The organism is Kaistella sp. CFF1-2 (genome assembly GCF_059509915.1).
Map to the genome: position 1 here is coordinate 399,437 of NZ_JCAKLF010000003.1, position 13,633 is coordinate 413,069.

Consider the following 13,633-nt stretch of genomic DNA (forward strand, 5'->3'; position numbering starts at 1 on the left):
TATCTTGTAAAATGTACAATGTACTATGTACAGTGCACTTAATAATATTTAAATCTTTTTACATTTTACGTTGTACAGTGTACAAACTATGCATCTAATTCCCCAGCAATAACGTTCATGCTACACATGGTAACAATCGCGTCAGAGATTACAGATCCTGTAATCATTTCAGGGTAGGCTTGGTAATAAATAAAACAAGGTCTTCTGAAATGCAATCTGTAAGGGCTTCTTCCTCCATCACTCACAAGATAGAATCCTAGTTCACCATTTCCACCTTCAACAGCATGATACACTTCTCCTTTCGGAATTTGAGTTTCACCCATAACAATTTTGAAGTGGTAAATAAGAGCTTCCATTTTAGAATACACATCTGCCTTTTCTGGTAGATAGAATTCTGGAACATCCGCATGGAATGGTCCGTCTGGAAGGTTTTCGTATGCTTGTTTAATGATTTTAATAGATTCCCAGATTTCTTGTTGACGAACCATAAAGCGGTCGTAGGTATCACCTGCAGTTCCTACTGGAATGGTGAAATCGAAATCTTGGTACGAAGAATATGGATTGGCAACACGAACATCATAATCAACTCCCGCAGCTCTCAAGTTTGGACCAGTAAATCCGTAGCTTAAAGCTCTTTCAGCTGAAATTCCACCAACGCCAATCGTACGATCCATGAAGATTCTGTTTCTTTCTAAAAGTGAACAGAACTCTCCAAAACGTTTCGGGAAGTTCTTGATGAATTCTTGAATCAACTCGTGGAATTTTGCATTGATGTCTCTTTCGAAACCACCAATTCTACCCATATTGGTAGTCATTCTTGCTCCACAAATTTGCTCGTACATATCGTAGATACGCTCTCTGTCGATGAACATATACGTTAATCCCGTAATCGCTCCGGCATCCATTCCGGTAACTCCGTTACAGATTAAGTGGTCACCAATACGCGCTAATTCCATAATAATTACTCTAAGATAATCCACTCTTTTTGGAGTTTCAATACCTAAAAGTTTCTCAACAGTCATATGCCATCCGAAATTATTAATCGGAGCTGAACAGTAGTTCAAACGATCGGTAAGCGTTGTAATCTGAGTGAAGTTTCTTCTTTCCGAAATTTTTTCAAACGCTCTATGGATATATCCAACAATTTGTTCCGAGTGAAGTATCTTTTCTCCATCCATCGTCAAGATATTTTGGAAAATACCGTGAGTTGCAGGGTGGGTGGGGCCCAAATTCAGGGTGTATAATTGCCCGTCAATTTGTTCTTCCGATTCGTATTGATTAAGTATGTTTGATAATTCGTTGTCTTTCATAATAGTAGTGCTTTAGGCTTTCGGCGTTAAGCGATTTGCTTGCTGCTTTGAGCGTTATTTTTATCTACCGAACATCGCATCGTCTTTATCCGATCTTGTTCCATCTTCCAAACGATATTCTTTTAGCATTGGGTGATAGCCCAATTCTGGCATATTAAGAATCACACGTAAATCCGGGTGTCCTTTGAAATTGATTCCGTAAAAATCAAACGTTTCACGTTCCATCCAATTGGCTCCTGCATACAAATCAACTAAAGAGTCTACTTCTGCATTTTCTCTAGGCATGAAGGTCTTTAATCGGATTCTCACATTGGTTTCCAAATTGTGAAGGTGGTAGATTACCCCTAGTTCTTTTTCTTTATTTTCAGGGTAGTGAATACCGCAAATATCCGTTAGGAACATAAAGTTGAGTGAAGAACTCTTTAAATGATGAATCACCTTTTTGATTTCTTCCTTCTTGATCTCAAGTGTCAATAAATCATACGGCTCCGAGGTTGCTAAAACCGCTTCTGGGAACTCTCTGTTAATGGCTTCAAGAACAAATTCGTTTGTCATAATTCTTAGGTCACTTGCAAAGCAATAGTTTGCTTTCGGATTAATTTATATCGTAAGACTCCAATAATTTCTGATATTCTGCAGAATCTCTTCGTCTTAAACTTTCATTTTCACAAAGGGCTTGCACTTGCAATACACCTTCGATAATCTGCTCTGGTCTTGGCGGACATCCTGGAACGTACACGTCAACAGGAATAATTTTATCAATTCCTTGAAGAACAGAATACGTATCGAAAATACCTCCACTCGAAGCACATGCACCAACAGCAATAACCCATTTTGGCTCTGCCATTTGGGTGTATACTTGTTTCAAGATTGGAGCTAATTTTTTAGAAATGGTTCCACAAACCATTAACATGTCGGCTTGACGTGGCGAAAAGGAGTTTCTTTCCATTCCGTATCTACCAGCATCGTAATTTGGGTTCAAGGTTGCCATGAACTCAATTCCGCAACAAGACGTTGCAAAAGGAAGTGGCCAAAGAGAATATTTTCTCGCCATTCCGATAACGCTGCTTAATTTCGTCGCAAAGAATCCTTCTCCTTCGTATCCTTCTGGAGCCGGAGCATCGGTTCTAATTACGAGTTTATTGGTGTTATCTGACATAATTTCTGATTTAAGTTAATTGAGGTTTCGCTTATTTATTCCAATCTAAGGCACCTCGTTTCAAAACATAAAAGAATCCCACAAAGAACACCCCAACGAAAGTAAGTACAGCTAAAAAGCCTTCCATACCGAATTCTCTAAAATTCACTGCGTAAGGATAAAAGAAAACGATCTCAATATCAAACAAAACGAAAAGAATCGCTGTTAGAAAATACTTGATGGAGAAAGGCGTTCTTGCGTTCCCTTCAACTTCAACTCCACATTCCCAACTGGAATTTTTTACTGTAGTAGTTTTCTTTTGTCTAGGTCCAAGAAAGTGAGCTCCCAAAAGTGAAACCGCCACAAATCCAAGAGCTACAGCAGCTTGAATTAGTACGGGAATATAATGTTCTGGTAGGTTCATAATTTTGCACAATTATTTCAATGTGCAAATTTAGTTAAATATAACTTTATAACGAAGTTTACGCCCTACAAATATGATTATTATTAGCGGCAACGAGTAATTTAGAATGATTTTAAATTACTTCTTTTTCCCCAGTTTCTTAAGGAGAATGAAGGCCATGAAGGCAATGTATCCCAAAATGACACTTCCGAACAAAATATTAATTGCGGTATTCAGTCGTACATCGTCAAGTTTAACAAAGGTATTAAAAGCGATGAAAATGATTACCAAAATTGCGTATATAATTAAGTGCTTTTTCATTTAATTTTTTTGATGATGTGAATGATGAAAAGAACAAAGCCTAATGCAAAAATGCAGTTGGAAAGAACCTGAACAACAGACATAACACTCATTGTGGTTTGAAAGGATTGTGAGCTGATCGATGTGGAATTTAGGTTTAAGATAAAGCTTGAAAAAATCAGTGTGTGAGCTAATCCACTTAGAATACTCAATATACTTCCTATCATGAGTATTAAACTTGAGATGTGTTTGTACTTAACGTAGAATGCAATTGCTGCAATTGTAATTGCTAATTGAGGGATCTGAGCAACGAGCATTAGTAGGGTTTGGAATAGATTCTCCATAGCTGATTATTTAGTTCCAGTCGGTTGTTTTTATGATGTATGTGCGCCTTCTTTTATGGTTCGTTGGGTTGTAATCTTGCCAAAGAAGTTGAATATTTTTGTTGTCTTCCAGTTCTGGATTTGTTTCTAAAAACTTCACGCCTTTCTTTTTGAAGACATCATGTATTCCTTTGAAAATCATTGAGGTAACACCTCGTCTTTGGTAGTCAGGGTGAATTCCAATTAAGTAAAAATTCGCGCGATCGTTTTTCTTTCCCGCTTGTAGGAAATGCCACCAACCGAAAGGGAAAAGTTTCCCTTTTGCTTTTTGTAGAGCTTTCGAATAGGAAGGCATAGTAATCGCAAATGAAACCAATTCGTTTTGATCATTTTCTATACAAACAATATAATCTTTATCAATAAAGTTGAAGTATTTTTCTTTGTATGTTTTGATTTGCTCGTCAGTAATCGGAGTGTATGTAGAAAGACCTTTGTAGGTTTCGTCCAAAAGCCTGAACATGGGTTCTACTAAAGGAATAATCTCTTGCTTACTTTTGAATTCAAGAACTTTGAGTTTGTATTTTTCAGCGATTAATTGGTTGAATTTTAGAACTTTTTCTGGTAAAATTTCTGGAAACATCAGTTCAAATTCTACCCATTCTTTTTCTTTCGTTAATCCTAATTTTTCAAGGTGTTGCGGATAGTATTCAAAATTATAAATCCCAATCATCGTTGCCAATTTGTCAAATCCCATCGTCAACATTCCTGCTTTGTCCAAATTGGTGAATCCCATTGGACCTTCGATGGTTTCTATGTTTTTTGATTTTGCATAATCGATTGCAGTTTGGATAAGCGCTTTTGAAACGTCTAAATCATCAATAAAATCAATCCACCCGAATCGAACTTTCTTAATTCCTAATTCTTCAGATTCTTTATGATTAATCATTACGGCAATTCTTCCAACAACTTCATTGTTTTTGTAAGCTAAAAATTGTTTGGATTCAGAATAGGCTAGAGCAGCGTTTTGTTTCGGGTCCCAAATGTCTTTTTCATCGGATATTAGAGATGGTACAAAGTAGGGATTGTTTTTATATAAGGTCATCGGGAACTTAATGAATGCCATTAATTCCGATTCGTTTGTTACTGTTTTTATGACAATATTGCTCATGTTTGGAACAAAAGTACAAATATACTGGAAATGCCTTTAAAAGTATGAAGTTTGGCATAATTTTTATACTTTTAAGAACTTAAAATAGTATTTAAAATGACAGATTATTACATTATTATCGGACTTACCATGCTTTTAAGCTGGATGGTTTCGGCAAGATTAAAATCTAAATTTGCACATTATTCTCAAGTGCATTTACGTAACGGACTTTCGGGGAAAGAAATCGCGGAAAAAATGTTACGTGACAATGGAATTAACGATGTACAGGTGATTTCCGTTCCAGGACAATTAACTGACCACTATAATCCAGCAAATAAAACAGTAAACCTTTCCGAAGGTGTTTATATGCAAAGAAATGCAGCAGCGGCGGCAGTTGCGGCACACGAAGTAGGACACGCGGTTCAGCATGCTGTTGGATATTCTATGTTGCAATTGCGATCTAAACTAGTTCCTATGGTGAATATCAGTTCAACTTTATCTCAGTTCGTTATCATGGCGGGTATTGGAGTGATGATTGCATCGCAAAGTGTAACTAATCCAACTGGAAATACGTGGGTTCTTGCAATTGGTGTTGCGCTTTTCGCAGTAACAACGTTGTTCGCTTTCATTACATTACCAGTTGAATACGATGCAAGTAATCGTGCGATGAAATGGTTGAAAGATACAGGAACGGTGACTTCTGAAGAGTACGTTGGTGTACAAGATAGTTTGAAGTGGGCGGCTCGTACATATGTAGTTGCAGCTTTAGGTTCGCTAGCGCAACTTCTTTATTGGGCGTCGATGCTTTTCGGAAGAAGAGACTAATTACAAAAAATCATAAGAAAGATAATGCATCTCGGACAGTTGTTCCGAGATGTTTTCTTTTTGGGCTAGTTTGATACTTGCAATAATAGAACATTGATCAGTAGAGGTGAAGTCTAGAATTTTTGCATCAAATTTATTTAGCAATGTGAAAACCGTGTTTTGATGTTCATAATCGAAATTCAGCTCGATTTGAGTTTCTAATTCTTTGATAACGATTTCGGCTTCGTCTAAGGTGAGTTTTGCCGATTCTTTGTAGGTTTTTACTAAACCGCCAACGCCTAATTTAACGCCTCCATAATAACGAACCGAAATAACCAATACGTTAGTGATTTCATGCGCTAATAATTGGTTGTAAATCGGTAATCCTGCGCTTCCAGAAGGTTCACCGTCATCATTTGCTCGATAGTTTTCACCTTGTAAGCCCAATCGAAAAGCGTAGCAATGATGTGTTGCTTTGGGATGTTCTTCTCGAATTTTTATCAAACATTCTTTTACTTCCTCCTCGTTGGTTACGGGAAATGCAAAACCAATGAATTTACTACCTTTTTCTTTGATAAGGGTGTTTTCAATAGGTTTGTCGATGGTTTGATATTGAAATTCCGACTGCATTAGTTTTTCGAATTCTTGAAATGAACAATGATGTTATCTTCGAATGCAATTTCTTCCAACTTTTCAGCATGAACCAAATTCGGGGCAGGAGTTCCTTCTGTTAATTTCAAATTCGGATTTTGAATGATAAAAGCTTCATCCCAAATTCCAGAATCGATAAATTGTTGATGTGTAAATCGACCACCTTCAATTAAAATAGATTGAATTTGAAGTTCATACAATTTCTCCAAAGCATTTTCTAAAAACCGATTGGGTTCAACTTTTACAAAATGAAGATGTCCTTGCTTTTCATCTTTGATTTCATTCAAAATGATGGTTTCTGCTTCGTTGTTAAATATCGAAGCGTTTGCATCCAATTTAAGTTGACGATCAATAACAATTCGAATCGGATTTCTGCCTTCAACTTCTCGTGTTGTTAAAGTCGGATTGTCATGAAGAACCGTTGTTGTCCCCACTAAAATAGCGTGTTCTTGACTGCGAACTTGGTGAACCCATTGTTGGGTTAATGCGTTTCCAATCACGACTGGTTTTCCATTTTTATCAAGAAACCCATCTTGAGATTCCGCCCATTTTAAAATAATGTACGGTCTTTTCTTTTGATGAAACGTATTGAAACGCTTATTGAGTTGAAAACACTCCTCAGCTAAAACTCCAGAAATCACTTCAATTCCGGCATCAGTTATAATTTGCTTGCCTTTTCCGTTGACTTTATCATGCGGATCCATGGCGCCAATAACCACTTTTTTGAATCCAAGTTCTTTAATCTTTAGAGCACAAGGCGGTGTTTTTCCAAAATGTGCGCAAGGTTCCAGCGAAACGTAAATCGTCGATTCGGGGATGAGTTCAGGATTTTGAACCGAATTAATAGCGTTGATTTCAGCATGCGGTTCACCTGCTTTTTGATGAAATCCTTCGCCAATAATTTTTCCATTATGAACAATGACGCTCCCAACCATTGGGTTGGGATAGGTGTTTCCTAACGCTTTTTGCGCTAAGAAAATACAACGTCGTATGTAATTTTGGTCTGTCATTTTAAAAAAATCACTTGACAAAAAACTGTCAAGTGACCCTATTGAATTTGAATTTTGGTGTCTTTTTATTCGCCTGCGATAATCTGATGAAGATTTTGTTTCAAAGTTTCTAAAACCTCTTTCTTTTCATCAATTTTATCAAATGTATCTTTTAATAAAGGATTTTCACGTGATGGATTGGTGAAGAAACCTAAATTGTTTTCTAGCTTCACTATTTCGGCTTCTAATTCCGAAATTTGATTTTTAATTTTTCTCGCTTTATCGGTCAATCGATCTCCAGATAGACCTTCTTCTTTCAATGAATATTCGGAAACTTTATTAAGCTTTAACTTCTCACGCAATGCTTGGTTGAAGTCTTTGTTGATGTTCATTTTGTCGCGAGGAACTTTTCCAATCGCATTCCACGAGTTTTTGATTCTCTCAATCGTTTCTACGCTTCCTTCATCGTCAGAAACTTGTTTTAGCTCTTCTAAAAGTGCTTTTTTATTTTTATAATTCTCTTTCCAATTATCGGAAACAGCATTGTTTTTCTCTCTAAAATTGTTGAAAAACGTGTTGCAGGCATCGCGGAATTCATCCCAAATTTTATTCGCATGACTTCTAGGAACGTGACCAATTTTCTTCCAATCGTCTTGAAGTTTTTTGAACAAAGGAACCGTTGTTTCCCAATCTTCCGAAAGCATATTGTCTTTCGCGGTTTGAATTAATGCAAGTTTTTGTTCTAAATTGGTAATTTGGTTTTCCTTCAATCCTTTGTAGAATGAATTCTTTTTCGAATTAAAATCACGTAACGTTTGTTTGAAATCTGTCCAGTTTTGGTTGGATAATTTCCTTGGAACGCTCCCTAATTTTAAAAACTCCAAACGAAGTTCTTCAACACGTTTAATGGAGTTTTGCCAGAAATTATGGTTGTTTTCCTTTTGATTTGCTACAAACGTCTTAATTTCTTCAATAATCGCGTTTTTCTTTTCTAAATTTTCGGTTTGCGCACCTTCTATTTGAGCGGAAAGTTCCGATTTTCTTTCATGAATTTTATTAGAAATATTCTTGAATTCTTCCCACGTACTTTCTCTAAATTCTTCGGCAACAGGTTCCGCTTCTTCTTTCCATAATTTATGGAGATATTGAAGTTCGTTTAATGCTTTTTGAATTACGGGTTCCGCTTCCAATTCTTTCGCTCTTGCGATAATGTGGTTACGTTTTTCAAGATTATGCGAGTATTCTTGCTCTAAATATTCTTTATTCAAGTCTAAAAGAGCATAAAACTGATTCAAGTGAAAGAAATAATTGCTGTTCAGAATTTTGAAATCCTTCTTCGCAACTTGACCAGCTTGCATCCAGTCTTCTTTAATTTTTCTAATTTCTTTGAATAAATTAGTTTCTGGAGTAGAAGTGGTGTAGAGGTTTTTCAGACGTTCGATAATTTCTTGTCTTTTGTCTAAATTTTCCTTTTGTTCTTCTTCTTGAACTTTATGATACTGATCCAGTTTTTCTTTGAAAATCGATGCCAAACCAGAAACTTTGGCCAATTGGGGATGTTCCCATGTGAAATGTTCTACGTTGTTTCCCGCTTCTTCGAATTCATGTTTTTTGTCTTCCGTTTCGTCTGCAATGATATGCAAACCTTCTTGTCTAAGCTGGTTGAATTTCTTACTTACGATTCCGACATCTTTTGCATTCACCATTTTTTCCAATTCCTGCAAAATCTCATTCAAAGATAATCCAGAAGCTTCTTCATGTTCGTGATCATCTTCTTCGTGAGAAGCATCAACTTCAGGAGCGGTTTCTAGATTTTCTTGAGAAGTTGGCGTCGTTTCTTCTGCTTGTTCATTTGTTGAATTTTCTGCTGAAACGGGCTTGTTTTCTTCGTTTTGTGATGGACTGGTGTTTTCTGGTGTCATATCAATTCGGTTTTCCGCAAATCGCGGTGAAGGGTCTTATAATAATTCATAAAGATGCACTAAATTAACTGATTTTTTTTAAAAATTCCAAATTTCCCAAGCTTTTTCTGCTTGTTGTTCGAGCATATAATAGCCGTTTACACATTTTGCTCCATTTTCGTACGCTTTTTTTATGAAAGCGGTGTATTCAGGATTGTAAATCAAATCAATAATTAAATGCTGGTCTGTAATTCCATCAAATGGAAAAGGAACCGAATCGTCAATATTCGGAAAAGTTCCTACTGGCGTGCATTGAATGATAATCATATGTTCTTGAACTTGTTCCAGCGTTAAATTATCAAAATTGATGTCTGACTTTCTCGAAACTGTAATAAATGGAATTTGATGCTTATTTAAAACATATTTTACGGCTTTAGCGGCTCCACCATCTCCAATGATTATTGCTGATGTATGCTGCGGTTTTCGATGAAGAAGCAAGGTTTTTTCAAAACCATAGGTGTCGGTATTGTAGCCAATGCTTTTTCCGTTTTTTAAAACAACCGTGTTAACAGCGCCAATGCTTTTTGCTTCGTCACTGAGTTCGTCCAATAAAGGAATGATTTGCTCTTTATACGGAATGGTTACATTGAAGCCTTTCAAATTTGGATTGGAAAAAACACTTTGAATTTGATTGATCTCCGAAAGGTCAAAAACCTCGTACGAATGATTTGCGAGATGCAAAGTTTTGAACTTTTCTGTAAAGTATTTTTTAGAAAAAGAATACGAAATATTCTTACCTACCAATCCGAATTTTTTAGTTTCCATTATGTAAAATTATAAAAAAAAGACCGATGAAAATCGGTCTTTTTGTAATTTATTCAACAATTATTTTTGTTGATTTCTTTTGCGATTTGAGAATGTATTTATTCCTTACCAATTAATGTAAAAGGTTTTTATTGATTTTTGAGAAAATCCAAGAGATTGAAACCCCGAATATTAGCGTGATTAGTGCAACTATTAAATAATTGTTAAATGTGATTTTTACTGGGAAAGGCAGTGATGCGTTTGCTTTGAAAACCCCTGTATTCATCTGAATATAACAAATGATAGAACCGATAATAAGTCCGCCAATTATTCCTAATCCGACAATCAACATTCCGGTGTAGAAGTAGATTCGGCGTAGTTTCACTTTAGAAAAACCTAAAGAAATTAATGCTTTCGATTGTTCTTTTTTATCCAGTTGAAGAATGGTAATGGCGCCAGCCAAATTAAAAGTTGTAATGAAAATAACTAAAGAGAAAATTAGATAAATCATCAATTTTTCTGTATTAATCATCTTCCAAAAAGCGGCGTTTTCTTCTTTTTTGGTTTTGATATTGTACTTAGTTCCTAGCTCTTTCAACAAATCATCCCGAACTTGATCTGCGTCATTTGCATCATTTAATTTGATAACAATGGTGTATGCCGAATTTTTTGGAAGATTTAATAAGCCTTGAGCAAGTTCCAGTGGTGCAATAATGTAATTGTCCAATTGATCTTGACTTGGGAAAATTCCCGTAACGAAAATTTCTTTTTTATTGAAGATGTCTTCTTCCTTGCTAATCATTCCGGAACCTGGTTTCGGCATCATAAGCATGGCGTAATCGGTATTTTCACCAACCGGAATTCCTAATCGAACATCTAAGTTATTTTCAAGAATAACTTCGTTTTGGTACGTGAAACTTGGATATTTCCCAAAGAATATTTTTTTGTCAATAGGATTTACACTTGTGTAAGCGGAATCAACACCGCGTAGATAACCAATTTCACCAATATTATTATACGAGATGTATGCTTTCTCCTCAATTACTTTAGAGAAGTGAGCAATTTTTTTCTGATTTTTTAATGCTTTCTCCAGTTTTGGAATCTCTGGAAGCGATTTTCCGACTTTAGAACTGATGGTAATATCCGCATGGAGATTCGCAATCATATCCTTGTTAAGGTCTTCCAATCCAGAAAAAACCGAAAGGATAATAAACATACAAGCAACCGCAGTAGTCATAGCAAAAGCCGCAAGCCACGTAATAAACGTAACCGCTGTATTCCCTTTTTTTGCAATAAGGTATCTTCTCGCTATGTAATACGATGTGCTTGGCAAGATCGATTAAAGTTTAGGATTATCGCCTTCGCCTCGCAATTCTTTTTCTAGCTTTTCAACATCATCTAACGTTGTGTCTAGATAGAAATTAAGTTCCGGAATAATACGTACTTGTTTTCCCATTTTTTGACCAATGAAATTACGATACTGAGGCTTATTATCCTCAATTTCTTTCATAATGGGTTTACGATATTCTTGTGGGAAAATACTTAAATAGATCTTAGCAATACCCAAATCGGCGGTTACTTTCACGTCCGATACGCTTACCAAAAAATTTTGTTTGCTATCAGCAGCTTGCTTTCTGAAGAGTTCGGCAAAATCCTCTTGGATAATTTGGGCAACTTTTCTCTGTCTGTTCGATTCGTTCATGGCGCAAATTTAGTACTTTTGTTTGACTTTTTGGGCGTGTCTTTTTTCTCCAAGCGAGTTTCCTGAAAGAAAAAAGTCGGTCTACGTGCAGTCGCTTTTTCTAGCGGCGGCGAAGCCGCCGCTAGAAAAGAGCTCCAACAATGCACTTCGCCCTCACGCTTTATAACGTATTAAATAAGATTTATGAAAATAGAACATTTAGGAATCGCGGTAAAATCCTTGGAAACCTCGGATAATTTATTTGCTCGACTTTTAGGAAAGCCAAACTACAAACAAGAATCTGTAGAGCGCGAAGGTGTTGTCACTTCGTTTTATGAAGTTGGCGAAAGTAAAATTGAACTTCTTGAAGCAAGTACTGTTGAAAGTCCAGTTTCAAAATTCATTGAAAAAAGAGGAGAGGGAATTCATCATATCGCTTTCGGTGTGGATGATATTCAGGCCGAAATCACGAGATTGAAAGAAGCCGGATTTGAATTTATTTCGGAAGTACCGAAAGATGGTGCCGATAACAAGTTAGTGGTATTCCTACATCCGAAATCTACAAACGGTGTTTTGGTAGAATTATGCCAAGAAAAACCTTAATTTATTTTGATTATTCCTAAAAAATAGTATTTTTGCACACACAAAATTTAACCAAGTTTTGAGGTCCTATAGCTCAGTTGGTTAGAGCACCTGACTCATAATCAGGTGGTCCCTGGTTCGAGCCCAGGTGGGACCACATTGAAACTCTTGAATACGTTGATATTCAAGAGTTTATTTTTTATAGGGGAGTGGATAGGGGCTATTAATAGTGTATTAATAGCTATTTCTTATTAAACATATCTAACATAATATGTACTATTTCTAATGTTTCGCCATTGTTTTCATGTCTCGATATTCCAACTCTCATTGCTCCAATATCATGTAAATCACTTCGTAAAGTAAAACCCGAAAAAGGATAGTTGTCACCGTAATCCATTTCTTTCAGATATTTTGTATAACTACCCCACAAATTATCCAATCGACTACTTTCTGCAAAAACAATGACAAACTTTCGTTTCAAATCATGAGTATCATATTTTGATAATAATTTCGTGAGGTGATCAGAAACAACAGTGTTTTTCGGACCGCAACTATCTAATCGAAAGCATTCAATTATTGTAATAGGTATTCCATTACTTCTTCTAATCATGATATCTAATTCACCAGCACCAATTCCAGAACTGGAAGATCCAGATCTTGTTTGATCTGCTATTTGGTGCCCTTTTGTGCGCAAAAGATCCACTATGTCATCGTTAAATAGGTCTTCTATTTTCTTTTGGTATTTCCTTTCTAAAATTCGCGACGATACCTCAATTATATCTGTCAAAATTTTATCAAGTGAATACATTGGATTGTTATCAGGTTCCTCGTTTTCAATATGATATAGACCTAAAAGTTTATGTACATTAACTCCTGTCGCACTAATTTCGCATGGGACTGTCTTAAATGTATTATTTACACCTATCTTTCTAATAAATGTATAATTGAATAAATGAGGTGTCTGAGAATTTAAGCATTCTGAACATATACATGGGATTTTTTCTGGAACATCAGAGTAATTCAAGGATTGGTGAATGTCATTTAATTCTTTTCGAATTGTCTCAAGAAGGAAAGATGAATTGTTTCCATGAATCCAAATTAGTAATTTTCGTGAATATTGGTCAGTTGTAATCAAAGCTCTAGTATTTTCCCTTTGTATTATTACACCATTTTTCCAAAATGTATTATCATGTATTAAATTTCTAGTTCTCACAATAAACCTAGCCATAATCCCAGCAGGCATGAAATCATAATGATATTCGAACCGCAAATTATTGTTATAGTCCCAATCAAAATCAACTATTTCTGGTTTTAATAACTCTGGGATAAGAAAAGTGTTTTTTTCAACTTCGAAACATAATTCGAAATTTTTCATCAAAGTTACTATGTAAGGTCTTTTGTCTGATTCAAATTCTGACAGAACAATATCTAATAAATCAAGGTCAAATTCACCATTTCTTAGAATTACTTCCTTGGAATCTAATATTTTATAAACTGCATTTGTTGCCCATTCAGGTTTTAAAAATATAATCTGTCTAAGCAAGCTATCCTCTTTAAAATGAAGAAAAACACCTAAATCATGAAAGTATTGACTTAAAAA

At 35.7% G+C, this 13,633-nt stretch carries 15 protein-coding genes and 1 tRNA gene; 3 read left to right on the plus strand and 13 right to left on the minus strand.

Going from position 1 to position 13,633, the window contains the following annotated elements; translation table 11 throughout:
• Positions 1-86 precede the first annotated feature (86 nt).
• The 6 genes from AC5XHR_RS11085 to AC5XHR_RS11110 form a co-directional block, all read right to left on the minus strand.
• Positions 87-1,310, minus strand: a complete 1,224-nt coding sequence (locus AC5XHR_RS11085) for an NADH-quinone oxidoreductase subunit D (RefSeq protein WP_495950859.1) — start codon at positions 1,308-1,310, stop codon at positions 87-89.
• Positions 1,311-1,370: 60 nt separating this feature from the next.
• On the minus strand, positions 1,371-1,865 hold the full coding sequence (locus AC5XHR_RS11090; protein WP_495950860.1) for an NADH-quinone oxidoreductase subunit C: 495 nt from the start codon (positions 1,863-1,865) through the stop codon (positions 1,371-1,373).
• A gap of 40 nt (positions 1,866-1,905) precedes the next feature.
• Positions 1,906-2,469, minus strand: a complete 564-nt coding sequence (locus AC5XHR_RS11095) for an NADH-quinone oxidoreductase subunit B (RefSeq protein WP_495950861.1) — start codon at positions 2,467-2,469, stop codon at positions 1,906-1,908.
• 31 nt (positions 2,470-2,500) lie between these two features.
• On the minus strand, positions 2,501-2,872 hold the full coding sequence (locus AC5XHR_RS11100) for an NADH-quinone oxidoreductase subunit A (RefSeq protein ID WP_495950862.1): 372 nt from the start codon (positions 2,870-2,872) through the stop codon (positions 2,501-2,503).
• Between the two features lie 117 nt (positions 2,873-2,989).
• Positions 2,990-3,172 (minus strand): hypothetical protein, encoded by a 183-nt coding sequence (locus AC5XHR_RS11105; RefSeq protein ID WP_495950863.1) that lies wholly within the window; start codon positions 3,170-3,172, stop codon positions 2,990-2,992.
• Positions 3,173-3,505: 333 nt separating this feature from the next.
• A complete protein-coding gene (locus AC5XHR_RS11110) occupies positions 3,506-4,642 on the minus strand; it encodes a GNAT family N-acetyltransferase (protein WP_495950864.1) in 1,137 nt (378 codons plus the stop codon).
• Positions 4,643-4,738: 96 nt separating this feature from the next.
• Between AC5XHR_RS11110 and AC5XHR_RS11115 the strand changes: the two genes are divergently transcribed.
• Complete coding sequence (locus AC5XHR_RS11115; RefSeq protein ID WP_495950865.1) at positions 4,739-5,446, plus strand: zinc metallopeptidase; 708 nt, start codon at positions 4,739-4,741, stop codon at positions 5,444-5,446.
• Here AC5XHR_RS11115 and AC5XHR_RS11120 read toward each other — a convergent pair whose 3' ends face one another.
• The 6 genes from AC5XHR_RS11120 to rbfA form a co-directional block, all read right to left on the minus strand.
• Entirely contained in the window at positions 5,447-6,055 is a 609-nt protein-coding gene (locus AC5XHR_RS11120; protein WP_495950866.1) for an IMPACT family protein, read from the minus strand.
• Entirely contained in the window at positions 6,055-7,086 is a 1,032-nt protein-coding gene (gene ribD / locus AC5XHR_RS11125; RefSeq protein WP_495950867.1) for a bifunctional diaminohydroxyphosphoribosylaminopyrimidine deaminase/5-amino-6-(5-phosphoribosylamino)uracil reductase RibD, read from the minus strand. Before ribD ends, AC5XHR_RS11120 begins: the two co-directional genes overlap by 1 nt.
• 65 nt (positions 7,087-7,151) lie before the next feature.
• Positions 7,152-8,987: a DUF349 domain-containing protein gene (locus tag AC5XHR_RS11130; RefSeq protein ID WP_495950868.1), complete on the minus strand. Its 1,836-nt coding sequence runs from the start codon at positions 8,985-8,987 to the stop codon at positions 7,152-7,154.
• A gap of 78 nt (positions 8,988-9,065) precedes the next feature.
• On the minus strand, positions 9,066-9,791 hold the full coding sequence (locus AC5XHR_RS11135) for a shikimate dehydrogenase family protein (protein WP_495950869.1): 726 nt from the start codon (positions 9,789-9,791) through the stop codon (positions 9,066-9,068).
• Between the two features lie 112 nt (positions 9,792-9,903).
• Positions 9,904-11,103: an ABC transporter permease gene (locus AC5XHR_RS11140; protein ID WP_495950870.1), complete on the minus strand. Its 1,200-nt coding sequence runs from the start codon at positions 11,101-11,103 to the stop codon at positions 9,904-9,906.
• A gap of 6 nt (positions 11,104-11,109) precedes the next feature.
• Complete coding sequence (gene rbfA / locus AC5XHR_RS11145; RefSeq protein ID WP_495950871.1) at positions 11,110-11,472, minus strand: 30S ribosome-binding factor RbfA; 363 nt, start codon at positions 11,470-11,472, stop codon at positions 11,110-11,112.
• A gap of 183 nt (positions 11,473-11,655) precedes the next feature.
• Here rbfA and mce point away from each other — a divergent pair, with 183 nt between their 5' ends.
• Together mce and AC5XHR_RS11155 are read left to right on the plus strand one after the other, a co-directional pair.
• A complete protein-coding gene (gene mce / locus AC5XHR_RS11150; RefSeq protein WP_495950872.1) occupies positions 11,656-12,054 on the plus strand; it encodes a methylmalonyl-CoA epimerase in 399 nt (132 codons plus the stop codon).
• A 62-nt stretch (positions 12,055-12,116) separates the two neighbouring features.
• Positions 12,117-12,190, plus strand: a tRNA-Ile gene (locus AC5XHR_RS11155).
• A gap of 84 nt (positions 12,191-12,274) precedes the next feature.
• Here the strand turns inward: AC5XHR_RS11155 and AC5XHR_RS11160 are convergent.
• Positions 12,275-13,633, minus strand: a 1,359-nt coding sequence (locus AC5XHR_RS11160) for a COR domain-containing protein (RefSeq protein ID WP_495950873.1), incomplete at its 5' end; no start/stop codon positions are given.

What these genes read in the sequence shown, in the direction of transcription:
- AC5XHR_RS11085 (WP_495950859.1), bottom strand. Translation starts at nt 1,310, where the DNA reads ATGAAAGACAACGAATTATCAAACATACTTAATCAATACGAATCGGAA.
- AC5XHR_RS11090 (WP_495950860.1), bottom strand. Translation starts at nt 1,865, where the DNA reads ATGACAAACGAATTTGTTCTTGAAGCCATTAACAGAGAGTTCCCAGAA.
- AC5XHR_RS11095 (WP_495950861.1), bottom strand. Translation starts at nt 2,469, where the DNA reads ATGTCAGATAACACCAATAAACTCGTAATTAGAACCGATGCTCCGGCT.
- AC5XHR_RS11100 (WP_495950862.1), bottom strand. Translation starts at nt 2,872, where the DNA reads ATGAACCTACCAGAACATTATATTCCCGTACTAATTCAAGCTGCTGTA.
- AC5XHR_RS11105 (WP_495950863.1), bottom strand. Translation starts at nt 3,172, where the DNA reads ATGAAAAAGCACTTAATTATATACGCAATTTTGGTAATCATTTTCATC.
- AC5XHR_RS11110 (WP_495950864.1), bottom strand. Translation starts at nt 4,642, where the DNA reads ATGAGCAATATTGTCATAAAAACAGTAACAAACGAATCGGAATTAATG.
- AC5XHR_RS11115 (WP_495950865.1), top strand. Translation starts at nt 4,739, where the DNA reads ATGACAGATTATTACATTATTATCGGACTTACCATGCTTTTAAGCTGG.
- AC5XHR_RS11120 (WP_495950866.1), bottom strand. Translation starts at nt 6,055, where the DNA reads ATGCAGTCGGAATTTCAATATCAAACCATCGACAAACCTATTGAAAAC.
- ribD (WP_495950867.1), bottom strand. Translation starts at nt 7,086, where the DNA reads ATGACAGACCAAAATTACATACGACGTTGTATTTTCTTAGCGCAAAAA.
- AC5XHR_RS11130 (WP_495950868.1), bottom strand. Translation starts at nt 8,987, where the DNA reads ATGACACCAGAAAACACCAGTCCATCACAAAACGAAGAAAACAAGCCC.
- AC5XHR_RS11135 (WP_495950869.1), bottom strand. Translation starts at nt 9,791, where the DNA reads ATGGAAACTAAAAAATTCGGATTGGTAGGTAAGAATATTTCGTATTCT.
- rbfA (WP_495950871.1), bottom strand. Translation starts at nt 11,472, where the DNA reads ATGAACGAATCGAACAGACAGAGAAAAGTTGCCCAAATTATCCAAGAG.
- mce (WP_495950872.1), top strand. Translation starts at nt 11,656, where the DNA reads ATGAAAATAGAACATTTAGGAATCGCGGTAAAATCCTTGGAAACCTCG.